Below are 24,672 nucleotides of genomic sequence, written 5' to 3' on the forward strand. Positions count from 1 at the left end.
CCGAGAACCTCAAATGCCTTCAAGCGTTCTGAAAAACTCCCGGATGTGTCCGGCCGCCTCTTCAGGCGCAACCTGAAGCAGGCAGTGCGGTGCTTCGATTTCAATGATTCGTGTATCGCGGTTCATTGAAGCGACCAGCGCAGACGCTGTCCCGGGAACCACCGAATCATGCTTAGCGCGAAGGTAAATAGTCGGTACGCTGACTTGGGCGAGCTTGGCGGATACGTCAACGGCAAGAACCGATCGTAGTCGTGAACGCATTACCGAAGGGCTCACTTGAGTGATGGCCTGGCGTAGAGCTGCGCGCAAGGCGCTCGTGGAAAACCGGCCGAGTAATACTTTGCTGATCCATCCGACAGGCGCAAGGCTGAACGGCAGTGCGCCTAGCAAAAAACTCAAGTGCCTGAATATCGGCCTTGGGTTGCGTGCGAATGTGCTGCATAGCACGAGTCCCACCTGCTGGGGGAGTTGCCTGGCGCTCAGAGAAATAGCGATCGGTCCCGAGAAGGATTCACCCAGCAGTACGAATGGGCGGTCGGATGGCAGAGACTCTCGAACCAGTGACTCCAGCGCTGTGTAGCTCAGCGGAATATTGGGGGGATAGGTGATGATTAGCGTATCGAATTCGCGCTCCATGATGGCTGCAAAGGCTGCGAACAATTCACCTGTTCCATCCATTCCAGGTAGCAGGACGAGTGTGGGAGTTAATCGATTCATGTGTTCCGTCCTTGGTGAGCGACCATTCTGCCGTCGATACCGCCCCGAAAGCCCGGCACCATTTTCATCATCGACCCAGCGGTGGATGACGAAACGTTGCTCGTCCTTGCCTGCGAATCGTTGGCGCCGGCCAGCGTTATGGCCAGTGCTATCGCCGGCCTAATGGAAGGCCCGCAGCGCAAGACGATGCTGGTGCTGCAACAGGTGATCATGATGGGTGAGTTAGCGGTCAATCGCGTACTGGATAATCACAAGCCTGGGTAGTCGCCAGGCACTGTAACGAGGGGATTGCCCCCTCGTTACATGAAGAGCATGAATCACTACTGGCGTGGTTCATCTCAACAACGTCGGACCTGCGAGGTAGGTCCAACCAACTAAAATCAATCTTACCTGGCGTTCAATTTCTTCAGTTCTTCATAAGTCGCCGACTGTACAAACCAGAAGCCGGAGATGATGCACCACGTCAGGGTGCCGGTAATGAAAACGCCTGCCCCGGACCAGAAGCCCTGAACGAAAATCATGACCACTGCGGCGATCCAGATAACGGCCAGTGCGACGTACAGAACTACGTTGTTTACGCCAATTACGAACTCTTTCACGTCTATTCCCTTTTGAATGATTATCCTCTGGCTCCTTGCGCAAGGGCCAGTGGGCGGCATGATAGGGAGATAGCTGGCTGTTCGCCAGTCATGTCACGACCTGTTACTCAAATCGACCAATAAGCAAAATCATCCTTCCAGCACCCGCGCCTCATCAGTTACCGCCTGAGCAAGCAATCATGCTTCGAAAAAATCGCCCTCAGTCTGCGGATGCCTGGAAGGCAGATTTCCAGATTTTGGACTACTACTGACAAGCCCATTTCCTTATCCCTATCAGGAGCATCCCTATGCTGTTTCACTGGTTTCTTGCGGCGATCCACCTCTTGGCTGTTGCTTTGGGCCTCTGGGCGGTGCTCACCCGAGGGACGGCATTAAGCCGCCTGGCCGCCGGTACGGCGCAGGTTCGCAGCGTTCTGGTTGCCGATAACGTATGGGGCATCTGTGCGGGTATTTTGCTGATCACAGGTTTGATGCGAGCCTTCGGTGGGTACGAAAAAGGCACCGACTATTACCTTCATCAGCCGTTGTTCCATCTGAAGATGACGCTGTTCGTGATCATTCTGCTGCTTGAAGTGGCACCAATGATCACCTTGATCAAGTGGCGGATCGCCTTGGGCAGGGGCGCTTCGATTGACCAGGGCCGAGCCAGGCTGTTTGCACGCATCAGCCATATCGAAGCGTTGTTGTTGATGTTGATGGTGATTGCGGCCACCGGCATGGCGCGCGGTGTGACCTTCGGCTAACAACGGCGTGATTCGTCGGGGTTAAAACGAATAGTCTGACAGCCACGGCGTGGCCGGGCCGGTAGCATCGGCTTCACGTAATGGGGGGAGGAGGCGAGTGCTCAGCAAAATGCCGAGCATGAATCTCTAGCCAGCCATTGCGCTGTAACGAACGGGCTGGCTACTGACTGCAACAGGATTCAGGGAGTCTGCGGTTTGTCTGGAGCGGTGAGGCCAGCCTGAATGCGCTGATAGATTTCTTCGCGATGAACCGCAACGTCTTTCGGGGCATTGATGCCAATTCTGACTTGCTGGCCGCTAACGCCCAGAATGGTGATCGTAATGTCATCACCAATATTTATGCTTTCACCGACTTTGCGGGTGAGTATCAGCATGGTCTTCTCCTTGATTGCTTTGTAGGGCACCTGATTCGGACAGTGCAGAGGTCGGTGGTATGTATAGATTAGTGCGAAGTCTCACGGTTTGGGTGCCTCTTTCTGACGCGCAGATGCTGCATTAATTCCCAAGGCGTAACTATACAGAGGCCGCAACCATCATTCTCGTTGTTTTGAGCCCATTTTGCGGCACTCGGGAAGTATTCATGGATGCTAAAATCGCCGCTTTAAGCATTCTGAGGGAAGCGTTGTGCGCAAAATCGTCTTAGTAATCGCGGTACTGGCGCTGGCGGGATGCGGTGAGGGCAAGAGTGTTGAGGTACAAAAGCCGCAACCGGCAGTCGCGGCTGCACCTTCGGTGGTATCCGCGCCACAATGGGATCTCGAAGTTCGAGGCGAAACACCTCAGGCGGTCAGCGATTTGAGCGGCTGGCTGATTGAGCACAGTTTCGTTTCCAATATCGTCAAGGAAAATGGAAAGACCCGGATTCTGCTCGGGCCGTTCAGTTCGAAAGCCGAGGCCGAGGCCAAACAGACAGAAGTGCGTGCGGCGCTCACCCGGGCTAAGAAACAGAACATCGAATTGTTGGTTGTCGATCATCCAGTAGCCCAGTAGCAGTCCTTTTCCAGGCTGCGTTCGACGGAACGCCTTAAAGGGGATCCACATTGACTCGTTTCTAGACGTAGTCACTGTCGATTCCCAGTAGGAGTTCCCCCATGGCCTCCGCCACCCCTTACAAAATATTCGACGCAGTCCTGCGGCACAAAAAGGCGCTGAGTCCTCATTTGATGCGCGTCACTCTGGCCGGTCCGATGGTTACCGAAATGGCGACCTGGGCACCCAGCCAGCGCGTGAAGCTATTCTTTCCGGCTGTAGAAGGTTCGCCTGCCAGGCTCGCTCATGGCGATGGCTGGTTTGCACGTTACCGCTCGATACCGGTTGCCCAGCGCCCGGCAATGCGCACTTACACCATCCGACATTTGCGTGCCGAGCAGGGCGAAGTGGATATCGACTTCGTGTTGCACGGCGAAACCGGACCCCGCATCCCGTTGGGCAATTCATGCAGCGGCGGGTGAGCCGATCCAGATCGTCGCACCTGATCGCCAGTTTTCGGCACAAGACGCGGGCGGTTTCGAATGGAAGCCGCCTCAACAGCTCAAGCATCTGTTAATGGTCACCGATGCCACGGCCTTGCCCGCGGCGCTCGGCATTCTGGATGAGCTGGCAGCGCTTGCCGTACCACCGTTAACCCAGGCGTTTTTTGAAGTAGACAGTGTGGACGATGCGTTGCCGGTTCCTGACTGGCCCGGACTTGCGGTGGAGTGGCTGATTCGAGATCACGCCACCGCGACTGGAGGCTGCGCAAATACTTGATCAAGGAATGCGGCATTGCCAAGGAGTCACTCAACCTGATGGGCTGGCGCTACAACTAAGCGGGCGGGTAGAAACGAACGCCGGCTCGATTGAATGCGGTTGAGATAACCGTATTTAAATAGATCTTCAGAGCTCTCCGATGCGCTCGGGGTCCACGACGTCGGATGTGGAAGGCGAGTGCCCATTGCTCGGGTAAATGGGCCGAGGATCACGATTGAGGGAGACGGCGCTTTGCCGCGCTCAGGGAGATGGATTTCTCCCCGAGGGCAGTGCCTCCACTACGGCAAAGCGGACTTTCTCGGTCTGTGCCATTTATCTGATATCTGATCCCACCGATTGAGGAGGGGATCAGTCGTCAAATTGGCGCCATTCGTCGATCCCAGCGAGATTCCGCCGCCGGTTCTCTTGTGCGTCGATGCGCAGGGAAGGAAACCGGTCCGCACCGACTGTCCAACGTGCCGTCGCTCGCGCCACCCTACGTCCAAAACGCTCCGCGCTAAGCCTATCGCCTGGGTGCGGAGCGTTCTCCACCGAGCCATCATTCAAGCTTTGAGTCATCAGGCCTAGCCATGATCCATTGACGTTCACGTCGGTGAAACCGCCATCGGTGTAGCAGCCGCCGGGCAAATCCCCGGCGCTTACCCACATCATTCCCATTTGCGCCGCGAAGATCGACATCTGCTGAAGCGCTACGAGCTTGTCGCCGGAGCGCGATCCTGAGTTTGTGAACCCGGCAGCGATCTTGTCCTTCCACTCCTGGCTACGCCACGGCACGATACCAGCCTCGAGGAACAGCTTGAACAATCCATGGGCCGACCCCATATAGGTGGGCGCACCAAAAACTATGGCATCAGCCGCCGCTAGCCGGTTCATGACAGCGTCGTCACGCCATCTGCCATCACTATCGATCTGAGCGGGCACGATCTCGATGAGTTCGGCACATGTTCCCGCAACCTCTTCTGCACCTCGCTTGACATGCTCCGCAACAGTCCGGGTGTGACCTCGTCCGGATGAATACACAATTGCGACGATAGTCATTGATTTCTCCTGATTAGTACTGCCAATAGATGCGGGTTGGTGCGGTAACTCTGTCCCCGCTTGACGCAACAAATCCGCCCTTGACTGGGGGCCAATCCAGCGAGAATGGGTGGGAACTGCGTTCGATGCAAGTGCGGGTCACTTCCTTTCAGACCAAGAAAACAGGTTGCTATTCGCGGTGGTCGACGCAGGGACTTCTTCCAGCAGAACAGCCCAATACTCAACGACCTTTCCATCAGATCCCTTATCGTAGCCGGCCCGTCCGGGATTGTTAGGGTTAAGCTGAATGCAATTTGTGTTCTTACACACTGTGGACCGATTTCTGCTTGTGGCCGCCGGCAGCAATGGGCATCTCTACCGATCATGGTTACTAAGTTTGCTGGTCAAGTCCGATGCAAATGGCTGGTCAATGCAATGCAAACGAGTGATCAGTACCGATGCAATCAGGTGGTCAAGTTAAACCCGAGGCCTTTGTGTTTTCAGCGTGCGCTTAACCGCAGTCTTTCATGTCGACCGGGCCGACAAACTCGTTGCCGCGTCCCATGACGCACGCCACGCTTTGGTTACGCTGTCGTTCCCAGGCCTCTACGGGATAGGTTTTGCTCCAGGCTTCGTACAGTTGTCGATCCTGTTTCGACAGGCGCAAACCATATTGCTTGCTCATGTAGAAATACGTTCGGGCGATCATGCCGCGTATGGACGGGCGGGGCATGACCTTCTTCGCCTTGAAGTCGACCTGGGTCAGGCACGAGCCATATTGGCCCGACTGCACCGGCAACCAGCCGAAACTGAAGTTGCTGCGATCGCCATTCACTTCACCAATGCTCGGCACCAGGTTGTGCAGGTCGGCTTCGGCTTTCTGGTAGATCGGATCGTAACGCGTGCAGTTCTTGCGCCCACCTTCTTGCCAGCACTGACGCTGATGGCCGATCTGCCAGGCCGGAACAATGTGCTCCCACTCGATGCGGGAAGCGCGCTTGGCGTTTTTACGCGGTACATAACCGCAGGCTGCGAGGTTGACCTTGTTGCCGGTGTATTTGCACCCGCAATAGAACTCTGTGGATTGCGGTGCGTAGAGCTTCCAGGCAACTTTCTTGGCTTCGTTGAAGGTGCGTGGGGCGCCAGCCTGGGCGCCAACGGTGATGAACAAAAACAGCAAAGCAAACCAGCGGACACTCATTGACTCAATCTTCCTTCGGAACAACCCAAAAAATCTGCACACCGCCATCGTCGCGATAGGCGAGGGTGACGTTGTCGTTCTCGTCGATTTCTTCGAGCAATTGTTCCCACTCATCCACAGGTTCGTCCGGTAGACGGAAGATCAAGGCTGCTTTCGCTTTTTGAGCAGTGGGGGAATTGATGATTTTTTGAACGCGCATACCCATGCGTTCATAGGCGTCAGGAGAGGCGGAGGTGGTGGCCACGGAATTATCCTTATTAAGCTGTACGTGCATACAGTATTTAACTGTAAGCATTTTCGCAACTGCTTAAAATTCAAGAAAATCCTCTGACAGGCATTTCTTCCGTTTGGTGTAGGACCAAGGGAAAATTTTTATCGAAATATCGGAAGGGGGTGTGAGCCACTCGCCTGGGTTGGCGAGTGGTGAAAGCAGTGCCCGACCGGAACCGGTCGGGCGAGGGCGAATCAGTATTCCCAGAACATCCGTTGCAGCTCTTTGCTGTCGTTGGTCTTGGTCAGTGCAACCATGGCCAGGATGCGAGCCTTTTGCGGGTTCAGGTCATGCGCCACAACCCAGTCGTACTTGTCGTCTGGCTGTTCAGCGTTACGCAGTACGAACCCGCCGGCGTTGACGTGGGACGAACGAATGATTTGCACGCCGTCCTTGCGCAAGGCTTGCAGCGATGGGACTACACGGGACGAGACTGAGCCATTGCCGGTACCGGCGTGAATGATGGCTTTGGCGCCAGACTGAGCCAGCGCTTTGTAAGCGGTATCGCTGACATTGCCGTAGGAATAGGCGATTTCGACGTCAGGCAGGCTCTTGATGGTTTTGATGTCGAATTCCGAGTCCATGGTGTGGCGCTTGGCCGGCAGGCGGAACCAGTAGGATTTACCTTCGACCACCATGCCGAGTGGGCCCCAGGCACTTTTGAACGCCTCGGTCTTGATGTTGATCATTTTGCTGACGTCGCGACCCGACTGGATTTCATCGTTCATGGTCACCAGTACGCCTTTGCCGCGTGCCTCTTTGCTGCTGGCCACGGCCACTGCGTTGTACAGGTTCAGCATGCCATCGGCCGACATAGCGGTGCCTGGGCGCATGGAGCCGACAACGATGATTGGCTTGTCGGTTTTTTCCACCAGGTTCAGGAAGTAGGCGGTTTCTTCCAGGGTGTCGGTGCCGTGGGTGATGACGATGCCGTCGACGTCCTTGCTGTCGGCCAGCTCAGCCACGCGACGACCCAGTTGCAGCAGGTTGTCGTTGGTGATGCTTTCGGACGCGATCTGCATGACCTGTTCGCCACGAACGTTAGCCAGCTGGCTGAGTTCCGGAACCCCGGCGATCAATTGTTCGATGCCGACTTTTGCCGCTTGATAGGTCGCGCTATTGGCGGCGCTGGCGCCCGCGCCGGCAATGGTGCCGCCGGTGGCCAGGATCACCACGTTCGCCAGTTTCTGTTGGGTTTCGACTTCTTTTGCCTGAAGGGCAGTAGGCAGGAGCAGCAAGAGGGCCAAAGCGCCCGGAACGAAGGTCTTGAAAGCAGATGTCATTATTTTTCTCTCTAGTAGTGAGACGGTGCTGATGCAGGTTCATCTAGATGCGCCCCAAGTGGATCTGAACGCTTGGGGTGAATGAGATGAGCAGGATCTATACCAGTCGTACTTTGAATGAGGAAAACTTTTAACTTGATGATTTGTATCAGTATTTATTTGAGCTGTCAGGATGATTACACAATCTGTTGTCCGGGTTTCCGAACGCGTTGAGGGTTTGTGTTCGGCTCTCCGAAAAGTACTACGATCTCTGTAGAGCAAATCGCCTTGCAAGATTGCGAATCAGTGCTAAAGAAACCCGTGCTTCGGTCGATGTTCCTTTAAAGGATCTTTCTACTCAGGAGCTCACATGTCGTTATCCATTGGTATCCCAAACGCCGCAGGCGTCACCATCGGCGGCAAGTCCGCCGCTACGATTCAAGCGTTGAACGACGCCACCGCAGAGGCTGCCGATAAGACGCTGGGCACGAAAGAAGGCGACGGCAACCAAGTCAAGACTGGCCCTTTGGGATTGGATAAAAGCGCGGGCGCGCAGACCGAAACCCCAGACGAGAGCAACCAGAGTGTGGCGGTGAAAGTCCTGCTCAAACGCATGCAAGAGCTACAACAGCAACTGCGCGAGCAACAGCAACAATTAGCCGCAGCTCAGGCGGCGTCTTATCCGACACCAGAAGCCAAGGCCACTGTGGTCATGGCCATTCAAGGACAGATTGCCGACACCAATGGTGCGTTGCTGGAAGTGTCCGCGGCCCTGGTCAAGGAACTGGCCAAGGGTTCCAGCACCGGAACGGTAGTCAACACCACGGCATGACGTGAATGCCCGGCTTTTGCCAGCCAGTTCAAATAAATGGTCGTTTCTGCTCGTTGACAAATGTCGGCAGGGTTCGCATAGTTCGGTCTACGCAAACGTTTGCGCGGTGCTCCCGGTGGTTATCCATCGGTGAGCGCAATGAAGCCTACGCCAGCGCAAGCGTTGCTCACAATAATCATAAGATCGGAGTGAACCCATGAAGCTGCCATTCGCTGGACGTCTTCTCGCTGTCGCTATGCTGGCTGCCGCATCCGTCGCGTTACCTGTCTCTTCGGCCTTCGCCGAGACTCCTGAAAAACCCAAAGTCGCGCTGGTCATGAAATCCCTGGCCAATGAATTCTTCCTGACCATGGAAGATGGCGCCAAGGCCTATCAGAAAGAACACTCCGGCGATTTCGAGCTGATCTCCAACGGCATAAAAGACGAAACCGACACGGCTGGCCAGACACGCATCGTCGAGCAAATGATTCTGGCCAAGGTCAATGCGCTGGTCATCGCACCGGCTGACTCCAAGGCCATGGTTCCTGTGATCAAGAAAGCCATCGATGCCGGTATCACCGTGATCAACATCGACAACCAGCTGGACCCGGCTGTGGTCAAAAGCAAAAACATCACCGTACCGTTCGTAGGCCCGGATAACCGCAAAGGCGCGCGTCTGGTGGGCGAGTACCTGGCCAAGCAACTGAAGGCCGGAGACGAAGTCGGCATCATCGAAGGCGTTTCAACCACCACCAACGCGCAGCAGAGAACCGCAGGCTTCAAGGATGCGATGGAAGCGGCGCAGATCAAGGTCGTCTCTTTGCAGTCCGGTGACTGGGAAATCGACAAAGGCAACAAGGTTGCTGCCTCGATCCTCAGCGAGTACCCACAAGTCAAAGCCCTGCTGGCGGGCAACGACAGCATGGCCGTCGGCGCAGTATCCGCCGTGCGCGCAGCGGGCAAGGCCGGCAAGGTGCAAGTGGTCGGTTACGACAACATCAACGCCATCAAGCCAATGCTCAAGGATGGCCGCGTTCTGGCTACCGCTGACCAGTTTGCAGCCAGGCAAGCCGTGTTTGGCATCGAGACTGCGCTGAAGATCATCAAAGGTGAGAAAGTCGACAGCGGCACCAATGGCGTGATCGAAACTCCGGTAGAGCTGGTCACCAAGTAGTCCTTCTGGCGACACAACGGTGCTCGCCCGTCGGGGCGAGCGCATGGAGAGTTTTTATGTCAGTTTCCGCCCCGAACGCTGTCCTCTCGGTCAGCGGTATCGGTAAGACCTACGCCCAACCGGTCCTGGCCGGCATCGACCTGACGCTGATGCGCGGTGAAGTGCTGGCGCTGACCGGCGAAAACGGCGCGGGAAAAAGTACGCTGTCGAAGATCATCGGCGGGCTGGTCACACCGACCACCGGCCACATGCAATTCCAGGGGCAGGATTACCGCCCCGCAAGCCGCACTCAGGCCGAAGACCTCGGCATCCGCATGGTGATGCAAGAGCTCAATCTGTTGCCGACCTTGTCGGTGGCGGAAAACCTGTTTCTCGACAACCTGCCCAGCAAGGGCGGCTGGATCAGTCGCAGGCAATTGCGCAAGGCAGCGATCGAAGCCATGGCCCAGGTCGGCCTCGACGCGATTGACCCGGACACGCTGGTGGGCGAATTGGGCATCGGTCACCAGCAAATGGTGGAGATCGCCCGCAACCTGATTGGCGATTGCCACGTGCTGATTCTCGACGAACCGACCGCAATGTTGACGAACCGTGAAGTCGAGATGCTGTTTGAGCAGATCACTCGTCTGCAAGCTCGCGGCGTGTCGATCATCTATATCTCGCACCGTCTCGAAGAACTGGCGCGGGTCGCCCAGCGTATTGCGGTACTGCGCGATGGCAACCTGGTTTGCGTCGAGCCGATGGCCAATTACAACAGCGAGCAACTGGTGACGCTGATGGTCGGTCGTGAACTCGGCGAACACATCGACATGGGGCCGCGCAAGATCGGCGCTCCAGCCTTGACGGTCAAAGGGCTGACCCGCTCCGACAAGGTTCGCGATGTGTCCTTCGAAGTGCGCGCCGGCGAGATCTACGGGATTTCCGGCTTGATCGGGGCAGGGCGCACTGAGTTGCTGCGCTTGATCTTCGGTGCTGATACAGCGGACAGCGGCACGGTTGCACTCGGTTCGCCAGCACAGGTTGTCAGTATCCGCTCACCGGCTGACGCGGTCGGTCATGGCATCGCCCTGATCACCGAAGACCGCAAAGGCGAAGGCCTGCTGCTGACCCAATCGATCAGCGCGAATATTGCCTTGGGCAATATGCCGGTGATTTCCAGCGGTGGCTTCGTCAACAAGGGTGACGAGATGGCGCTGGCCCAGCGTCAGATCGACGCCATGCGCATCCGCAGTTCCAGCCCGACACAACTTGTGTCGGAACTGTCCGGCGGCAACCAGCAGAAGGTGGTGATCGGCCGGTGGCTTGAGCGTGATTGCTCGGTGATGCTGTTCGACGAGCCAACGCGTGGCATCGACGTTGGCGCCAAGTTTGACATTTATGCCTTGCTCGGTGAGCTGACCCGTCAAGGCAAAGCGCTCGTGGTGGTGTCCAGCGACCTGCGTGAGCTGATGTTGATCTGCGATCGCATCGGCGTGCTCTCTGCGGGACGTCTGATCGACACCTTTGAGCGTGACAGCTGGACCCAGGATGATTTGCTTGCCGCCGCGTTCGCCGGCTACCAAAAACGTGATGCGTTGCTCAATGAAGCAGCGCCTAGGGATCTCGCATGAATACTGCAGTGACTGCCGGCAAACGTAGTGGCAACTTTTACGGCCTCGGTACCTATCTGGGACTGGCCGGTGCCTTGCTGGCAATGGTTGCGCTGTTCTCGGTTCTAAGTAGCCATTTCCTGTCCTATGACACCTTCAGCACCCTGGCCAACCAGATTCCGGACTTGATGGTGCTGGCGGTCGGCATGACGTTCGTGTTGATCATCGGCGGTATCGACCTGTCGGTGGGCTCGGTGCTCGCGCTCGCGGCGTCAACGGTCAGCGTGGCCATTCTCGGTTGGGGCTGGAGCGTGTTGCCTGCGGCGCTGCTCGGAATGGCGGCGGCAGCACTGGCCGGGACCATCACGGGTTCGATTACTGTGGCGTGGCGGATTCCGTCGTTCATCGTGTCCCTCGGCGTGCTGGAAATGGCCCGCGGTGTGGCGTATCAGATGACCGGATCGCGCACGGCCTACATCGGTGATGCCTTCGCCTGGTTGTCCAACCCGATCGCCTTCGGCATCTCGCCGTCGTTCATCATTGCCTTGCTGATCATCTTCGTTGCCCAGGCAGTGCTGACGCGTACCGTGTTCGGTCGTTACCTGATCGGCATCGGCACCAACGAAGAGGCGGTGCGTCTGGCAGGGATCAATCCGAAGCCCTACAAGATCCTGGTATTCAGTCTGATGGGGCTGCTGGCCGGTATTGCCGCGCTGTTCCAGATTTCCCGTCTGGAGGCGGCGGATCCGAATGCCGGCTCCGGGCTGGAGTTGCAAGTGATCGCCGCGGTCGTGATCGGCGGCACCAGCCTGATGGGCGGTCGCGGATCGGTCATCAGTACGTTCTTCGGGGTTCTGATCATTTCCGTATTGGCGGCCGGCCTCGCGCAGATCGGCGCAACTGAACCCACCAAACGCATCATCACCGGCGCGGTGATCGTGGTGGCGGTGGTGCTTGATACTTATCGCAGTCAGCGCGCAAGCCGGCGGACCTGAGTCATGGCAACGATCAAGGATGTGGCAGCGCTCGCGGGAATTTCCTACACCACGGTTTCCCACGTAGTGAACAAGACCCGGCCGGTGAGCGAAGAGGTGCGGGTCAAGGTTGAGGCAGCGATCAAAACTCTCGACTACGTGCCCAGTGCCGTGGCCCGGTCTCTCAAAGCCAAAACCACGGCGACCATCGGTCTTCTGGTGCCCAACAGCCTCAACCCGTACTTCGCCGAACTGGCGCGCGGCATCGAGGATTACTGCGAGCGTAATGGCTACTGCGTGATTCTCTGTAACTCTGATGACAACCCGGACAAGCAACGCAGCTACCTGCGCGTACTGCTGGAAAAGCGCATCGACGGGCTGATCGTCGCTTCGGCTGGCGGTGACGCTGGGCTGGCAGAAGGCTTGGCAGGCGTGCGTACGCCGATGGTGATCGTCGACCGTGGACTGGAAGGTGTGAATGCCGATCTGGTGCGAATCGATCACGAATACGGCGCCTATCTGGCGACCCGCCACCTTCTGGAATTGGGGCACCGGGACATCGCCACCATTGGCGGCCCGGCGAGTACCAGCGTGGCGCAGATGCGTCTGGCCGGTTATTGCCGTGCCCTGAAAGAGGCGGGTGTCGAAGTATCCCGCGAGCGCATGCTGGAAAGCGACTTCACCAGCACCGGCGGTTACAACGCCGCCGCGATACTGCTGGAAAAGAACCCGCCGAGCGCGATCTTCGCCGGTAACGACATGATTGGCATCGGTGTGCTGCGAGCGGCGGCCGAGCGCAATATTCGCGTGCCGACGGAGCTGTCGGTGATCGGCTTCGACGATATTCAGATGAGCCGCTATGTGTACCCGGCGCTGACCACCGTGGGGCAGTCGATCCTGCAACTCGGCGAGATGGCGGCCGAAGTGCTTTTAAGAAGAATCGCCACGCCGGATATGGCCACCGATCAACGGATCGTGACGCCCAGTATTGTCCTGCGGGAGTCGACTGCGCCGCTGGCCGGCGTGTTCGCCCAGTTCCGCTGAAATAGAAAGCCGCTAAATCAAAAGCACCGCTGAAACAGAATTGATGAGTAGTGACGTATGCCAGCAAAAGTAGTGGTTATAGGCAGCCTGAACATGGACCTGGTCACCCGGGCGCCACGGCTGCCCCGTGGCGGTGAAACACTGATCGGCGAGTCGTTTGCTACGGTTTCCGGTGGCAAGGGCGCGAATCAGGCGGTCGCAGCGGCGAGGCTGGGGGCGCAGGTGTCGATGGTCGGTTGCGTGGGCAGCGATGCCTACGGCGAAGAGTTGCGCGGGGCGCTGTTGGCCGAGCAGATCGATTGCCAGGCGGTCAGCACCGTCGACGATTCCAGCGGCGTAGCGTTGATCGTGGTCGATGACAACAGCCAGAACGCAATCGTGATCGTTGCCGGTGCCAACGGTGCGCTGACTCCAGAGGTGATTGATCGTTTCGACGCGGTATTGCGGGCGGCGGACGTGATCATCTGTCAGCTGGAAATCCCGGATGCCACTGTCGGTCATGCGCTCAAGCGCGGCCGTGAGTTGGGTAAGACCGTGATCCTCAACCCGGCGCCGGCCAGTCGCCCACTGCCGGCGGACTGGTACGCGTCCATCGATTATCTGATTCCCAACGAAAGCGAGGCCTCGGCGCTGAGTGGTTTGCCAGTGGACTCTCTGGCATCTGCCGAAACCGCTGCATCCCGGCTGATCTCCTTGGGCGCCAGCAAGGTCATCATCACCCTCGGTGCTCAAGGTTCGCTGTTTGCCAACGGCAAAGGCTTCGAGCACTTCCCTGCGTCGAAGGTGAAAGCTGTTGATACCACGGCGGCTGGCGACACCTTCGTCGGTGGTTTCGCCGCCGCGCTGGCGGCCGGCAAAGGCGAAGGTGACGCGATCCGTTTCGGCCAGGTTGCCGCGGCGCTGTCGGTGACCCGTGCTGGCGCGCAACCCTCGATTCCCACCTTGTCCGACGTACAGGCCTTTAAAGCACCATGAAAAAGACACCTTTGCTCAACGTCGCGTTGTCGCGGCTGATCGCATCCCTGGGCCATGGCGACAAGGTGGTGATCGGCGACGCAGGTCTGCCGGTGCCACCAGGCGTTGAACTGATCGATCTGGCCCTGACCCACGGTATCCCGGACTTCGTCAGCACGTTGAAGGTTGTGCTCAGCGAAATGCAGGTCGAGAGCCATGTATTGGCCCAGGAGATCCTGGACAAAAAGCCTTCGGCATTGGCGACGCTCGATGAGCTGAATGCCGAAGGTGCGTTGGGTCGGCGTGAGCTGCTCAGTCATGACCAATTCAAAGTCCTCAGCCGACAGGCGCGGGCGATTGTTCGTACAGGCGAATGTCAGCCCTACTGCAACATCGTGCTGGTGGCAGGGGTTACGTTCTAACTCGCTGTTGTCTTTCTGTTGTCCCACGCACAAGGAGTGCGCTATGCACCGCTATGCTCAGAAACTGCACTACCTGCTCCGGAGTCTGCTGCTTTTGTCCCTGATTACCGCAACAAGCGCCCAGGCGGCGGACAAGATCGACTTGATCATCGACACCGATCCGGGTGCCGACGACGTGGTTGCTCTGCTGTTTGCCCTGGCGTCGCCGCAAGAGCTGAACATTCGTGCGCTGACCACCGTCGCCGGCAATGTGCGTCTGGACAAAACGTCGCGGAATGCGCGGCTGGCCCGCGAGTGGGCAGGGCGCGAGGAGGTGCCGGTCTACGCAGGCGCACCGAAGCCGTTGATGCGCACACCGATCTATGCCGAGAACATCCATGGCAAGGAAGGCCTGTCGGGCGTCACCGTACATGAGCCGAAGAAAGGCCTGGCTGAGGGCAATGCGGTCAACTACCTGATCGACACCTTGAAAGCCGCCAAGCCCCACAGCATCACCATCGCCATGCTCGGTCCACAGACCAACCTGGCCCTGGCGCTGATCCAGGAACCTGAGATCGTTCAGGGCATCAAGGAGGTGGTGATCATGGGCGGGGCGCACTTCAACGGTGGCAACATTACCCCGGTGGCTGAGTTCAACCTGTTCGCCGACCCACAGGCTGCGGAAGTGGTGCTCAAAAGTGGAGTAAAGCTGACCTACTTGCCGCTGGACGTGACCCACAAGATCCTCACCAGTGAAGCGCGTCTTAAGCAGATCGCAGCGATCAACAACAATGCCAGCAAGCTGGTGGGCGATATTCTCAATGAATACGTCAAAGGCGACATGGAGCACTACGGCATTCCGGGTGGCCCGGTGCATGACGCGACAGTCATCGCCTACCTGCTCAAGCCTGAGTTGTTCACCGGTCGCTCGGTAAATGTGGTGGTTGATAGCCGCGAAGGCCCGACATTCGGCCAAACCATCGTCGACTGGTATGACGGCCTGAAAGCGCCGAAGAACGCTTTCTGGGTAGAAAGCGGCGACGCTCAAGGCTTCTTTGACCTGCTGACCGAGCGTCTGGCTCGTCTGAAGTAAGCCATAAACCCGCAGCTGCCAGCCTGCGGGTTTTACTTCTACTCGCTATGTATCAGGCCCATATAGGCGGTGGGGTACTTCTCGAATATCTGTGCGATGAATGTCTGGGCGGCTTGCGTCCCCAGTTCCTTGACCAATAGATCGATACCAATGATTGCCAACTCTTCCGGGCTGCCCGGGCTGTAAGAGCTGTGGCCCTGTGGCCACTTGGCTTTGATGTCGGCGTCGATGCTTACGGTGGTCATGATGGCGCTCGTGAAGTCGGGAAAGTCTGTGTGTCGAGTTAACCATTTTGCGCGGCTTTTGGCACTCCGACTTAGGCATGAGGGGAGGGCTATGCGACACTTGGTCTTTGACGATTTTTCAAGGAATGTGCTGTGCAGATCGATTTGAACACTCCTGACGGCTTGACCCTTGAGGCGGTGCGTCAGCTGCTGGCCTCTGCCAGCGACGATGAGCACACTCAATTGCGAGTCACCAAGGGCGGCATCGCCTACATTTCGTCAGGCGTTGTGGGCGGCACTGATATCAGTAGGCTGTTGTTTCGTCTGGAGACGTGGGCCAAGGGTTCCGGTTATGTAGGATTGGTCGCGGCCAGTGACGAGGTCTGGGTCATGCAGATTTTCAATGCCCTGAAAGAGAACTGGCCGAATCCGCCGTTCGACTACATTGATGTCTATTGAACGCTGTTCATATTCAGTCACGATTGAGTGGTAAACGGCAGGGCGATGCTCAGGCAAACTCGCCGCGTGTCCGAATAGAGGGCAGGGTGCTTATACTCCCTGTGAAACCAAACGCCAGATTGGCGGTCGCACGATCTCAGCTTAACTATTGAAAAAAGGAGGCTTCATGCCTTGGAAGCTCGCGTCATTGGGTACTTTGTTGGCCGTTGCCATGCTGGCCGGTTGCAGCACTACCTCCACTGAGTCGGCAACAGACTCCGCGGCGACGACTGACACTGGCCACAGCCGTTGTGAGGCAAAGGCTGCCGAATTCACCATTGGCAAAAAGGCATCGCCTGAGTTGCTGGAGCAGGCGCGTACTCGCGCAGGCGCGCAGAATGCACGGTTCCTCTTGCCCACCGACATGGTGACTCTGGAGTACCGCTCTGATCGCCTGAACCTGAATACCGATGCCAATCGGGTCGTGACCCGCGTCAACTGCGGCTGATCGCTTCGGGCTTTTGTTTCGTCCATAAAAAACCCCGTCACATGGACGGGGTTTTTTTAGTGCGGCTGAAAATTACTCAGCGCGGACTTGTGCAGCTTGCATACCCTTTTGGCCTTTCTCAGCCACGAAGGAAACGGTCTGGCCTTCTTTCAGGCTTTTGAAACCGTCGCTTTCGATAGCTTTGAAGTGTACGAACAGGTCGTCACCGCCACCTTGAGGAGTGATGAAGCCGAAGCCTTTTTCATCGTTGAACCATTTAACGGTGCCGGTTTGGCGATTAGACATGGTGTATCTCCAAGAAACATATATTTTCAGTAGTGCTGTGCTGCTCAGGCCAACTGGGCACACCGGGGTATCATAGTCGAAATGTTCGCTTTGGGAGCCCCCCGGACGTGCTGTTTGCCCTACAGTCGCGTTCTGTTTGCTGCTTTTTTTGCCTGCAAGCCCCGTTTTAAAAGGCTTTCAGCCAAAAGTAAAGACAATAAAAAAACCTGTAAAACCTGCATAAATTGTACGAAAAAGCGGTTTTCAGAGGCTTTTTACTGTCGTTGCAGGCGCAAAAAGCGCTCTGTCGGGCTTATTTTTTCGCTTTGGTATCGGCTTTGCACGCGCCAATTTGCGTCAGAGCCTTTTGCTTCAGGGCGTCACTGGCGGTGTTGTCCATCAAGGACTGGATGTCTTTGGCAGGGTACGATTTGATGGAATCGGCACCACAAGCGCAGTGAGCCTTCGCTGCTGCAGCACCGATCTGCGGAGTAGCCGCTTCTGTGCACTGAGCCATGTATTTCTCGCGCTCGCCTTTCGGCCAATCGGCATGGGCAGCCAGTGGCAACAGGAGAACGATGGGGGCGACTACTGCGAATAAACGTTTCAGACGCATGCTGGGATGCTCCTTGTGGGTCAATGTCTTGTTGTTTGAGAGGCAAAGCAGGGTTCAAGTTCAGCACTCTGGCATAAAATTGCCCGATTTGCCCCAGTGCAAAGCCTCGGTGCATCGACGACCGTTCATCTGTGCTAGCATGCCTCGCTCGGGCGTTTGCAGGCTCCGGACGACCTTCAGTCCCGGTAGCGGCAAATGTGCGAATAACCCTGATTTGAATCCCAGTCACTCTGGTTCGGTTTTCCGGTTGGCCGCAAGGCTCCTGCCGCTGTAAGGCAGGCGTTCGTCATTGAATGGCCTGGATCGGATCTTGTACTGGCTCATCCCAACCCACGTGACCTTTGGTAGGGGTCACCACTAGGAGAGGAGGCGCCATGCCAACTATTACTCTTCCCGACGGCAGTCAACGTTCATTCGATCACCCGGTATCCGTAGCCGAGGTCGCGGCATCCATTGGTGCAGGTCTGGCCAAAGCCACCGTGGCCGGCAAGGTCGATGGCAAGCTGGTCGACGCCAGCGACATCATCGGCAGCGACGCTACGCTGCAAATCATTACGCCAAAGGATGAAGAGGGGCTGGAGATCATTCGCCACTCTTGCGCCCACCTGGTTGGCCATGCGGTCAAGCAGCTATACCCGACGGCCAAAATGGTTATCGGTCCGGTCATCGACGAAGGCTTCTATTACGACATCGCCTTCGAACGTCCTTTCACTCCAGACGACCTGGCCGCGATCGAACAGCGCATGCAGCAGCTGATCGAAAAAGATTACGACGTGATCAAGAAAGTCACTCCGCGCGCCGAAGTGATCGAAGTGTTCAAGGCCCGCGGCGAAGACTACAAACTGCGCCTGGTCGAAGACATGCCGAACGAACAGGCCATGGGCCTGTACTATCACGAAGAATACGTCGACATGTGCCGCGGTCCGCACGTGCCGAACACGCGCTTCCTGAAATCCTTCAAGCTGACCAAGTTGTCCGGCGCCTACTGGCGTGGCGATGCCAAGAACGAGCAATTACAGCGCGTTTACGGCACGGCGTGGGCTGACAAGAAGCAGCTGGCGGCTTACATCCAGCGCATCGAAGAAGCTGAAAAGCGCGATCACCGCAAGATCGGCAAGCGTCTGGGCCTGTTCCACACCCAGGAAGAGTCGCCGGGTATGGTGTTCTGGCACCCGAACGGCTGGACTCTGTATCAGGTGCTCGAGCAATACATGCGCAAGGTTCAGCGCGACAACGGTTACCTGGAGATCAAAACTCCGCAGGTCGTTGACCGCAGCCTGTGGGAGAAGTCCGGGCACTGGGCCAACTACGCCGACAACATGTTCACCACGCAGTCGGAAAACCGCGACTACGCCATCAAGCCGATGAACTGCCCTTGCCACGTGCAAGTGTTCAACCAAGGCCTGAAAAGCTACCGTGAGTTGCCAATGCGCTTGGCCGAGTTCGGTGCTTGCCACCGTAACGAGCCATCGGGTGCACTGCACGGCATCATGCGTGTGCGTGCGTTCACTCAGGACGACGCCCACATCTTCTGCACTGAAGAGCAGATGCAGGCCGAATCCGCTGCGTTCATCAAGCTGACCATGGACGTTTATGCCGACTTCGGCTTCAAAGACGTCGAGATGAAGCTGTCCACTCGTCCGGAAAAACGCGTCGGTTCCGACGAGCTATGGGATCGCGCCGAAGCGGCCCTGGCTGCAGCCCTTGATAGCGCTGGCCTGCCGTACGATCTGCAGCCGGGCGAGGGTGCGTTCTACGGTCCGAAGATCGAGTTCTCGCTGAAAGATTGCCTTGGCCGCGTCTGGCAGTGTGGTACCCTTCAGCTCGATTTTAACCTGCCTGTCCGTCTGGGAGCCGAATACGTCTCTGAAGACAACAGTCGCAAGCACCCGGTTATGTTGCATCGGGCGATCCTTGGCTCCTTCGAACGTTTCGTCGGAATCCTGATCGAGCACTACGAGGGTGCATTCCCCGCGTGGCTGGCTCCGACCCAGGCAGTGATCATGAATATCACTGATAAACAGGCTGATTTCGCCGCTGAGGTTGAAAAAACTCTCAACGAAAGCGGATTTCGTGCCAAGTCTGACTTGAGAAATGAAAAGATCGGCTTTAAAATCCGCGAGCATACTTTGCTCAAGGTTCCTTATCTCTTGGTTATCGGAGATCGGGAAGTCGAGATGCAGACTGTCGCTGTGCGTACTCGTGAAGGTGCTGACCTGGGCTCGATGCCCGTCGCCCAGTTCGCCGAGTTCCTCGCTCAAGCGGTTTCCCGGCGTGGTCGCCCAGATTCGGAGTAATTACTATTAAGCGTGAAATGAGACAAGATAAACGAGCTGCACCGAAGGCCCCGATCAACGAGAATATCTCGGCACGCGAGGTTCGGTTAATTGGGGCTGAAGGTGAACAGCTTGGGATTGTGTCAATTGAAGACGCGCTTCTTAAGGCTGAAGAGGCCAAGCTGGATCTGGTGGAAATTTCCGCCGATGCAGTACCCCCTGTTTGCAAACTGATGGACTACGGCAAATCGATCTTCGAAAAGAAGAAGCAGATTGCCGCAGCCAAGAAAAACCAGAAGCAGATTCAGGTTAAAGAAATCAAGTTTCGTCCAGGGACGGAGGAAGGGGATTACCAGGTAAAACTGCGCAACCTGGTACGTTTCCTGAGTGATGGGGACAGGGCCAAGGTATCCTTGCGATTCCGCGGCCGTGAGATGGCCCACCAGGAGCTGGGGATGGAACTCCTCAAGCGAGTTGAAGGTGACTTGCTCGAGTACGGTTCGGTCGAACAGCATCCTAAGATGGAAGGACGCCAACTGATCATGGTCATCGCCCCGAAAAAGAAGAAGTAATCAATAGGGCACGGCAGGCCTTCTGATTATGTTTATCAACTGAATGCGGAGTATCCGAACATGCCAAAAATGAAAACTAAAAGTGGTGCTGCTAAGCGGTTTCTGAAAACTGCTAACGGTATCAAGCACAAGCACGCTTTCAAGAGCCACATCCTGACTAAAATGTCGACCAAGCGTAAGCGTCAATTGCGCGGTAGCAGCTTGCTGGCACCGTGTGACGTGGCAAAAGTCGAGCGCATGCTGCGCCTTCGTTAATTTAGTCAAGAATAGAGGAAGTAACTCATGGCTCGTGTAAAGCGTGGCGTCATTGCCCGTAAACGTCACAAAAAAATTCTGAAACTTGCTAAAGGCTACTACGGCGCTCGCTCGCGCGTATTCCGTGTTGCCAAGCAAGCGGTAATCAAGGCAGGCCAATACGCCTACCGTGACCGTCGTCAGAAAAAACGTCAGTTCCGCGCTCTGTGGATCGCTCGTATCAACGCTGGTGCACGTATTAACGGTCTGTCCTACAGCCGTTTCATCGCCGGCCTGAAAAAAGCGTCCATCGAGATCGACCGTAAGGTTCTGGCTGATCTGGCAGTGAACGAAAAAGCGGCGTTTGCTGCGATTGTCGAGAAAGCTAAAGCCACCTTGGCTTAAGTACCCCCGACAGTCACCCGGCCTCACCTCTGTGGGGTCAGGTGTTAAACGTCATAAATAGGGGAAGAGCCTTCAAGCTCTTCCCCTATTTTGTATCTGGAGTCTGTACATGGAAAACCTGGATGCGCTCGTCTCTCAAGCTCTAGAGGCTGTGCAAAGCGCTGAAGATATCAATGCCCTGGAGCAAATCCGGGTTCACTACCTTGGCAAAAAGGGTGAATTAACTCAGGTGATGAAGACCCTGGGGAATTTGCCGGCAGAAGAGCGTCCGCAAGTCGGCGCCCTGATCAACGTTGCCAAGGAGCGTGTCACAGAGGTTCTCAATGCGCGCAAGGCACTGTTTGAAGAGGCCGACCTGGCCGCCAAACTGTCCGCCGAGTCCATTGACGTGACCCTGCCTGGCCGTGGCCAGAGCTCGGGTGGTCTGCATCCGGTTACTCGCACTCTGGAACGTATCGAACAGTTCTTCACTCACATCGGCTACGGCATTGCCGAAGGCCCTGAGGTCGAAGACGACTATCACAACTTCGAAGCACTCAACATCCCAGGCCATCACCCGGCCCGGTCGATGCATGACACCTTCTATTTCAATGCCAACATGTTGCTGCGCACCCATACCTCGCCGGTACAGGTCCGCACCATGGAATCGAAACAGCCGCCGATCCGCATCGTCTGCCCAGGCCGTGTGTACCGTAGCGACTCCGATATCACCCACTCCCCGATGTTCCACCAGGTCGAAGGCCTGCTGGTCGACCGTGATATCAACTTCGCCGACCTGAAAGGCACCATCGAAGAGTTCCTGCGCGTGTTCTTCGAAAAAGAACTGGCCGTGCGTTTCCGCCCTTCGTACTTCCCGTTCACAGAGCCATCCGCCGAAGTCGATATGGAATGCGTGATGTGCAGCGGTAAAGGCTGCCGTGTCTGCAAGCAGACTGGCTGGCTGGAAGTCATGGGCTGCGGCATGGTTCACCCGAATGTGCTGCGCATGTCCGGGATCGACCCGGAAGAGTTTTCGGGCTTTGCCTTCGGCATGGGTGTTGAACGTCTGGCCATGCTGCGTTACGGCGTGAACGACTTGCGTCTGTTCTTCGACAACGACTTGCGGTTCCTCGCGCAATTTCGCTAGTCGTAACGAATTCTTAGGAGAGCAGGATGAAATTCAGTGAACAATGGCTGCGTGGCTGGGTAAGCCCGCAGGTAAGTCGTGACGAGCTGGTTGCTCGTCTGTCGATGGCCGGTCTTGAGGTCGATAGCGTTACGCTGGCCGCCGGCGAATTCACCGGTGTGGTGGTGGGCGAGGTGCTGAGCACCGAACCGCACCCGGACGCTGACAAGTTGCGCGTTTGCCAGGTCAGCAATGGGGCGGAGACCTTCCAGGTCGTTTGCGGTGCGCCTAACGTGCGTCCGGGCCTGAAGATCCCGTTCGCCATGATCGGTGCCGAACTGCCAGGCGACTTCAAAATCAAGAAAGCCAAGCTGCGTGGCGTTGAGTCCAACGGCATGCTGTGCTCGCAAGCCGAGCTGCAAGTCGGCGAAGGCAACGATGGCCTGATGGAATTGCCGGCCGATGCGCCGGTCGGTCAGGACATTCGTGAATACCTGAGCCTGGACGACGCCAGCATCGAGGTCGACCTGACTCCGAACCGCGGCGACTGTCTGTCCCTGGCCGGTCTGGCCCGTGAAGTCGGCGCGCTCTACGGCACCGAAGTCACCCGCCCGGTGGTTGCTGTCGTGCCAGCCGTGCACGACGAAGTGCGTTCGATCGAAGTGCTGGCGCCAGCCGCTTGCCCGCGTTACCTGGGGCGTGTGATCCGTAACGTTGACTTGTCCAAGCCAACGCCGCTGTGGATGGTCGAGCGTCTGCGTCGTGGTGACGTGCGCAGCATCGACGCTGCCGTCGACATCACCAACTACGTGATGCTGGAACTGGGTCAACCATTGCATGCATTTGATCTCGCCGAAATCAATGGCGGCATTCGCGTGCGCATGGCTGAAGAAGGCGAGAAGCTGGTACTGCTCGACGGTCAGGAAGTCAGCCTGCGTAGCGATACACTGGTGATTGCCGACCACACCCGCGCCCTGGCCATCGCCGGCGTCATGGGTGGCGAGCACAGTGGCGTCAACACCGCGACCACTCGCGATGTGTTCCTCGAAAGCGCCTTCTTCGATCAGATTGCTGTCGCTGGCAAGGCCCGTTCCTACGGCCTGCACACCGACGCCTCGCACCGTTACGAGCGTGGCGTGGATTGGCAACTGGCCCGTGAAGCGATGGAGCGCGCCACCGGCCTGCTGCTGGAAATCACCGGCGGCGAAGCCGGCCCGATCATCGAAACCGTCAGCGAACAACACCTGCCGAAAATTGCTCCGGTCACTCTGCGTGCGGCGCGCATCACTCAGATGCTGGGTATGGAAATGGATTCGGCCGAAGTCGAGCGTCTGCTCAACGGCCTGGACCTGAAGGTTTCCGCCGATGGGGCAGGGCAGTGGCGCGTAGAAGTGCCGAGTCATCGCTTCGACATCAGCCTGGAAGTCGACCTGATCGAAGAGCTGGCCCGTCTGTATGGCTACAACCGTCTGCCGGTGCGTTACCCGCAGGCCCGCTTGGCGCCGCAGGCCAAGGCTGAGGCGCGTAGCGATCTGCCTGAGCTGCGTCGCCTGCTGGTGGCTCGTGGTTATCAGGAAGCGATCACGTACAGCTTCATCGATCCGAAACAGTTCGAATTGTTTAATCCGGGTGTTGAACCGCTGTTGCTGGCCAACCCTATCTCCAACGACATGGCCGCCATGCGCTCGTCCTTGTGGCCAGGCCTGGTCAAGGCACTTCAGCACAACCTGAACCGTCAACAGGATCGTGTCCGTCTGTTCGAAAGCGGTCTGCGTTTCGTTGGTCAATTAGATGGCTTGAAGCAAGAGCCGATGCTGGCGGGTGTTGTTTGCGGTAGCCGCCTGCCGGAAGGCTGGGCGCAAGGTCGCGATGTCGTGGACTTCTTCGACGTCAAAGCCGACGTAGAAGCGGTGCTGGGCTTTGCCGGTGCACTGGATTCGTTCACTTTCGCACCGGGCAAACACCCAGCGTTGCACCCGGGTCAAACCGCACGCATCGAACGTGAAGGTCGCTTGGTCGGTTTCGTCGGCGCTATTCACCCTGAATTGTCGAAAACCCTCGGTCTCGACCGTCCGGTCTTCGTTTTCGAGCTGGTTCTGGCCGAAGTGGCATTGGGTAAAATGCCTAAATTCCAGGAGTTATCGCGTTTTCCTGAAGTGCGTCGTGACCTGGCACTGATTGCGGCCAAGGACGTCGCGGCCAGTGCCGTACTGGACGTAATCCGTGAAAATGCAGGCGAATGGCTGACAGACCTCAGGCTATTTGACGTGTATCAGGGTAAAGGCATTGATCCTGATAGAAAAAGCCTTGCAGTCGGCTTGACCTGGCAGCATCCATCGCGCACTCTTAATGACGATGAGGTGAATACCACGACGCAAAACATCCTCACCTCGCTCGAACAAAGGTTGAACGCCACGTTAAGGAAGTGACG

At 57.1% G+C, this 24,672-nt stretch carries 29 protein-coding genes and 1 pseudogene; 20 read left to right on the plus strand and 10 right to left on the minus strand.

What is annotated here, in order from left to right:
• Positions 1-9: 9 nt before the first annotated feature.
• Positions 10-717: an alpha/beta fold hydrolase gene (locus JFU47_RS27460; protein ID WP_201187024.1), complete on the minus strand. Its 708-nt coding sequence runs from the start codon at positions 715-717 to the stop codon at positions 10-12.
• A gap of 24 nt (positions 718-741) precedes the next feature.
• On the opposite strand from JFU47_RS27460, the gene JFU47_RS27465 reads away from it, so the two are divergent.
• The gene (locus JFU47_RS27465; protein WP_201187356.1) at positions 742-981 is read left to right on the plus strand and encodes a DUF6124 family protein; all 240 of its coding nucleotides are present in this window, start codon (positions 742-744) and stop codon (positions 979-981) included.
• Positions 982-1,103: 122 nt separating this feature from the next.
• On the opposite strand, the gene JFU47_RS27470 is transcribed toward JFU47_RS27465, so the two are convergent.
• Positions 1,104-1,316, minus strand: a complete 213-nt coding sequence (locus JFU47_RS27470) for a hypothetical protein (RefSeq protein WP_033061943.1) — start codon at positions 1,314-1,316, stop codon at positions 1,104-1,106.
• Between the two features lie 287 nt (positions 1,317-1,603).
• Between JFU47_RS27470 and JFU47_RS27475 the strand changes: the two genes are divergently transcribed.
• Positions 1,604-2,059, plus strand: a complete 456-nt coding sequence (locus JFU47_RS27475; RefSeq protein WP_140679607.1) for a DUF2214 family protein — start codon at positions 1,604-1,606, stop codon at positions 2,057-2,059.
• Between the two features lie 179 nt (positions 2,060-2,238).
• Here the strand turns inward: JFU47_RS27475 and csrA are convergent, their stop codons facing one another.
• A complete protein-coding gene (gene csrA, locus JFU47_RS27480; RefSeq protein ID WP_007938114.1) occupies positions 2,239-2,433 on the minus strand; it encodes a carbon storage regulator CsrA in 195 nt (64 codons plus the stop codon).
• 250 nt (positions 2,434-2,683) lie between these two features.
• On the opposite strand from csrA, the gene JFU47_RS27485 reads away from it, so the two are divergent.
• Together JFU47_RS27485 and JFU47_RS27490 are read left to right on the plus strand one after the other, a co-directional pair.
• Positions 2,684-3,049, plus strand: a complete 366-nt coding sequence (locus tag JFU47_RS27485) for an SPOR domain-containing protein (RefSeq protein ID WP_201187026.1) — start codon at positions 2,684-2,686, stop codon at positions 3,047-3,049.
• Positions 3,050-3,150: 101 nt separating this feature from the next.
• Positions 3,151-3,867 (plus strand): annotated as a pseudogene (locus tag JFU47_RS27490) (siderophore-interacting protein).
• Positions 3,868-4,156: 289 nt separating this feature from the next.
• Here JFU47_RS27490 and JFU47_RS27495 read toward each other — a convergent pair.
• The 4 genes from JFU47_RS27495 to JFU47_RS27510 form a co-directional block, all read right to left on the minus strand.
• Positions 4,157-4,846 carry a flavodoxin family protein gene (locus tag JFU47_RS27495; RefSeq protein WP_201187028.1) on the minus strand — a complete coding sequence of 230 codons (690 nt, stop codon included), beginning with the start codon at positions 4,844-4,846 and terminating at the stop codon, positions 4,157-4,159.
• A 490-nt stretch (positions 4,847-5,336) separates the two neighbouring features.
• Positions 5,337-6,026, minus strand: coding sequence for an endonuclease (locus tag JFU47_RS27500; RefSeq protein ID WP_140893570.1), 690 nt, complete (start codon positions 6,024-6,026; stop codon positions 5,337-5,339).
• Positions 6,027-6,030: 4 nt separating this feature from the next.
• Positions 6,031-6,321 carry a DUF1654 domain-containing protein gene (locus tag JFU47_RS27505; RefSeq protein ID WP_076030442.1) on the minus strand — a complete coding sequence of 97 codons (291 nt, stop codon included), beginning with the start codon at positions 6,319-6,321 and terminating at the stop codon, positions 6,031-6,033.
• Positions 6,322-6,491: 170 nt separating this feature from the next.
• Positions 6,492-7,580 carry an asparaginase gene (locus tag JFU47_RS27510; RefSeq protein WP_046047713.1) on the minus strand — a complete coding sequence of 363 codons (1,089 nt, stop codon included), beginning with the start codon at positions 7,578-7,580 and terminating at the stop codon, positions 6,492-6,494.
• Between the two features lie 349 nt (positions 7,581-7,929).
• Between JFU47_RS27510 and JFU47_RS27515 the strand changes: the two genes are divergently transcribed.
• The 8 genes from JFU47_RS27515 (at position 7,930) to JFU47_RS27550 (ending at position 15,599) form a co-directional block, all read left to right on the plus strand.
• Complete coding sequence (locus tag JFU47_RS27515) at positions 7,930-8,391, plus strand: hypothetical protein (protein ID WP_095128570.1); 462 nt, start codon at positions 7,930-7,932, stop codon at positions 8,389-8,391.
• 196 nt (positions 8,392-8,587) lie between these two features.
• The gene (locus JFU47_RS27520) at positions 8,588-9,544 is read left to right on the plus strand and encodes a sugar ABC transporter substrate-binding protein (protein ID WP_201187030.1); all 957 of its coding nucleotides are present in this window, start codon (positions 8,588-8,590) and stop codon (positions 9,542-9,544) included.
• Between the two features lie 56 nt (positions 9,545-9,600).
• Entirely contained in the window at positions 9,601-11,154 is a 1,554-nt protein-coding gene (locus JFU47_RS27525) for a sugar ABC transporter ATP-binding protein (RefSeq protein ID WP_201187038.1), read from the plus strand.
• Entirely contained in the window at positions 11,151-12,128 is a 978-nt protein-coding gene (locus JFU47_RS27530) for an ABC transporter permease (protein ID WP_123365555.1), read from the plus strand. The genes JFU47_RS27525 and JFU47_RS27530 overlap by 4 nt, the downstream gene beginning before the upstream one ends.
• 3 nt (positions 12,129-12,131) lie before the next feature.
• Entirely contained in the window at positions 12,132-13,151 is a 1,020-nt protein-coding gene (locus JFU47_RS27535; protein ID WP_134423092.1) for a LacI family DNA-binding transcriptional regulator, read from the plus strand.
• 57 nt (positions 13,152-13,208) lie between these two features.
• Complete coding sequence (gene rbsK, locus JFU47_RS27540) at positions 13,209-14,126, plus strand: ribokinase (protein WP_201187040.1); 918 nt, start codon at positions 13,209-13,211, stop codon at positions 14,124-14,126.
• Complete coding sequence (rbsD, locus tag JFU47_RS27545) at positions 14,123-14,527, plus strand: D-ribose pyranase (RefSeq protein WP_140679595.1); 405 nt, start codon at positions 14,123-14,125, stop codon at positions 14,525-14,527. Before rbsK ends, rbsD begins: the two co-directional genes overlap by 4 nt.
• Positions 14,528-14,570: 43 nt before the next feature.
• Positions 14,571-15,599 (plus strand): nucleoside hydrolase, encoded by a 1,029-nt coding sequence (locus JFU47_RS27550; protein ID WP_201187042.1) that lies wholly within the window; start codon positions 14,571-14,573, stop codon positions 15,597-15,599.
• Positions 15,600-15,637: 38 nt separating this feature from the next.
• On the opposite strand, the gene JFU47_RS27555 is transcribed toward JFU47_RS27550, so the two are convergent.
• Positions 15,638-15,844, minus strand: a complete 207-nt coding sequence (locus tag JFU47_RS27555; protein ID WP_123365560.1) for a hypothetical protein — start codon at positions 15,842-15,844, stop codon at positions 15,638-15,640.
• Positions 15,845-15,976: 132 nt separating this feature from the next.
• Here JFU47_RS27555 and JFU47_RS27560 point away from each other — a divergent pair, with 132 nt between their 5' ends.
• The gene (locus tag JFU47_RS27560) at positions 15,977-16,282 is read left to right on the plus strand and encodes a hypothetical protein (RefSeq protein ID WP_201187044.1); all 306 of its coding nucleotides are present in this window, start codon (positions 15,977-15,979) and stop codon (positions 16,280-16,282) included.
• Positions 16,283-16,448: 166 nt separating this feature from the next.
• Positions 16,449-16,769, plus strand: a complete 321-nt coding sequence (locus JFU47_RS27565; protein WP_123365561.1) for an I78 family peptidase inhibitor — start codon at positions 16,449-16,451, stop codon at positions 16,767-16,769.
• Between the two features lie 72 nt (positions 16,770-16,841).
• Here the strand turns inward: JFU47_RS27565 and JFU47_RS27570 are convergent, their stop codons facing one another.
• Together JFU47_RS27570 and JFU47_RS27575 are read right to left on the minus strand one after the other, a co-directional pair.
• Positions 16,842-17,054 carry a cold-shock protein gene (locus JFU47_RS27570; RefSeq protein WP_007905882.1) on the minus strand — a complete coding sequence of 71 codons (213 nt, stop codon included), beginning with the start codon at positions 17,052-17,054 and terminating at the stop codon, positions 16,842-16,844.
• 292 nt (positions 17,055-17,346) lie between these two features.
• Entirely contained in the window at positions 17,347-17,649 is a 303-nt protein-coding gene (locus JFU47_RS27575) for a hypothetical protein (protein WP_123365562.1), read from the minus strand.
• Between the two features lie 374 nt (positions 17,650-18,023).
• On the opposite strand from JFU47_RS27575, the gene thrS reads away from it, so the two are divergent.
• From thrS to pheT, 6 genes are all read left to right on the plus strand, one after another.
• Positions 18,024-19,946 (plus strand): threonine--tRNA ligase, encoded by a 1,923-nt coding sequence (thrS, locus tag JFU47_RS27580; RefSeq protein ID WP_008145656.1) that lies wholly within the window; start codon positions 18,024-18,026, stop codon positions 19,944-19,946.
• Complete coding sequence (gene infC / locus JFU47_RS27585) at positions 19,946-20,497, plus strand: translation initiation factor IF-3 (protein ID WP_169857083.1); 552 nt, start codon at positions 19,946-19,948, stop codon at positions 20,495-20,497. The genes thrS and infC overlap by 1 nt, the downstream gene beginning before the upstream one ends.
• Before the next feature lie 60 nt (positions 20,498-20,557).
• Complete coding sequence (gene rpmI, locus JFU47_RS27590; protein WP_008145659.1) at positions 20,558-20,752, plus strand: 50S ribosomal protein L35; 195 nt, start codon at positions 20,558-20,560, stop codon at positions 20,750-20,752.
• 27 nt (positions 20,753-20,779) lie between these two features.
• A complete protein-coding gene (gene rplT / locus JFU47_RS27595; protein WP_007905879.1) occupies positions 20,780-21,136 on the plus strand; it encodes a 50S ribosomal protein L20 in 357 nt (118 codons plus the stop codon).
• A gap of 109 nt (positions 21,137-21,245) precedes the next feature.
• Positions 21,246-22,262, plus strand: coding sequence for a phenylalanine--tRNA ligase subunit alpha (gene pheS, locus JFU47_RS27600; RefSeq protein ID WP_059404377.1), 1,017 nt, complete (start codon positions 21,246-21,248; stop codon positions 22,260-22,262).
• A 26-nt stretch (positions 22,263-22,288) separates the two neighbouring features.
• Entirely contained in the window at positions 22,289-24,670 is a 2,382-nt protein-coding gene (gene pheT, locus JFU47_RS27605; RefSeq protein ID WP_201187045.1) for a phenylalanine--tRNA ligase subunit beta, read from the plus strand.
• Positions 24,671-24,672 lie beyond the last annotated feature (2 nt).

Origin of the sequence: Pseudomonas sp. TH39(2020), assembly GCF_016650715.1 — a bacterium.
In the GTDB taxonomy this organism is placed as follows: domain Bacteria; phylum Pseudomonadota; class Gammaproteobacteria; order Pseudomonadales; family Pseudomonadaceae; genus Aquipseudomonas; species Aquipseudomonas mandelii_C.

What these genes read in the sequence shown, in the direction of transcription:
- JFU47_RS27505 (WP_076030442.1), bottom strand. Translation starts at nt 6,321, where the DNA reads ATGCTTACAGTTAAATACTGTATGCACGTACAGCTTAATAAGGATAAT.
- JFU47_RS27460 (WP_201187024.1), bottom strand. Translation starts at nt 717, where the DNA reads ATGAATCGATTAACTCCCACACTCGTCCTGCTACCTGGAATGGATGGA.
- JFU47_RS27555 (WP_123365560.1), bottom strand. Translation starts at nt 15,844, where the DNA reads ATGACCACCGTAAGCATCGACGCCGACATCAAAGCCAAGTGGCCACAG.
- JFU47_RS27570 (WP_007905882.1), bottom strand. Translation starts at nt 17,054, where the DNA reads ATGTCTAATCGCCAAACCGGCACCGTTAAATGGTTCAACGATGAAAAA.
- rplT (WP_007905879.1), top strand. Translation starts at nt 20,780, where the DNA reads ATGGCTCGTGTAAAGCGTGGCGTCATTGCCCGTAAACGTCACAAAAAA.
- JFU47_RS27500 (WP_140893570.1), bottom strand. Translation starts at nt 6,026, where the DNA reads ATGAGTGTCCGCTGGTTTGCTTTGCTGTTTTTGTTCATCACCGTTGGC.
- csrA (WP_007938114.1), bottom strand. Translation starts at nt 2,433, where the DNA reads ATGCTGATACTCACCCGCAAAGTCGGTGAAAGCATAAATATTGGTGAT.
- rpmI (WP_008145659.1), top strand. Translation starts at nt 20,558, where the DNA reads ATGCCAAAAATGAAAACTAAAAGTGGTGCTGCTAAGCGGTTTCTGAAA.
- JFU47_RS27530 (WP_123365555.1), top strand. Translation starts at nt 11,151, where the DNA reads ATGAATACTGCAGTGACTGCCGGCAAACGTAGTGGCAACTTTTACGGC.
- pheS (WP_059404377.1), top strand. Translation starts at nt 21,246, where the DNA reads ATGGAAAACCTGGATGCGCTCGTCTCTCAAGCTCTAGAGGCTGTGCAA.
- JFU47_RS27550 (WP_201187042.1), top strand. Translation starts at nt 14,571, where the DNA reads ATGCACCGCTATGCTCAGAAACTGCACTACCTGCTCCGGAGTCTGCTG.
- JFU47_RS27535 (WP_134423092.1), top strand. Translation starts at nt 12,132, where the DNA reads ATGGCAACGATCAAGGATGTGGCAGCGCTCGCGGGAATTTCCTACACC.
- thrS (WP_008145656.1), top strand. Translation starts at nt 18,024, where the DNA reads ATGCCAACTATTACTCTTCCCGACGGCAGTCAACGTTCATTCGATCAC.
- JFU47_RS27495 (WP_201187028.1), bottom strand. Translation starts at nt 4,846, where the DNA reads ATGACTATCGTCGCAATTGTGTATTCATCCGGACGAGGTCACACCCGG.
- JFU47_RS27575 (WP_123365562.1), bottom strand. Translation starts at nt 17,649, where the DNA reads ATGCGTCTGAAACGTTTATTCGCAGTAGTCGCCCCCATCGTTCTCCTG.
- JFU47_RS27525 (WP_201187038.1), top strand. Translation starts at nt 9,601, where the DNA reads ATGTCAGTTTCCGCCCCGAACGCTGTCCTCTCGGTCAGCGGTATCGGT.
- rbsK (WP_201187040.1), top strand. Translation starts at nt 13,209, where the DNA reads ATGCCAGCAAAAGTAGTGGTTATAGGCAGCCTGAACATGGACCTGGTC.
- pheT (WP_201187045.1), top strand. Translation starts at nt 22,289, where the DNA reads ATGAAATTCAGTGAACAATGGCTGCGTGGCTGGGTAAGCCCGCAGGTA.
- rbsD (WP_140679595.1), top strand. Translation starts at nt 14,123, where the DNA reads ATGAAAAAGACACCTTTGCTCAACGTCGCGTTGTCGCGGCTGATCGCA.
- JFU47_RS27515 (WP_095128570.1), top strand. Translation starts at nt 7,930, where the DNA reads ATGTCGTTATCCATTGGTATCCCAAACGCCGCAGGCGTCACCATCGGC.
- JFU47_RS27510 (WP_046047713.1), bottom strand. Translation starts at nt 7,580, where the DNA reads ATGACATCTGCTTTCAAGACCTTCGTTCCGGGCGCTTTGGCCCTCTTG.
- JFU47_RS27565 (WP_123365561.1), top strand. Translation starts at nt 16,449, where the DNA reads ATGCCTTGGAAGCTCGCGTCATTGGGTACTTTGTTGGCCGTTGCCATG.
- JFU47_RS27475 (WP_140679607.1), top strand. Translation starts at nt 1,604, where the DNA reads ATGCTGTTTCACTGGTTTCTTGCGGCGATCCACCTCTTGGCTGTTGCT.
- JFU47_RS27520 (WP_201187030.1), top strand. Translation starts at nt 8,588, where the DNA reads ATGAAGCTGCCATTCGCTGGACGTCTTCTCGCTGTCGCTATGCTGGCT.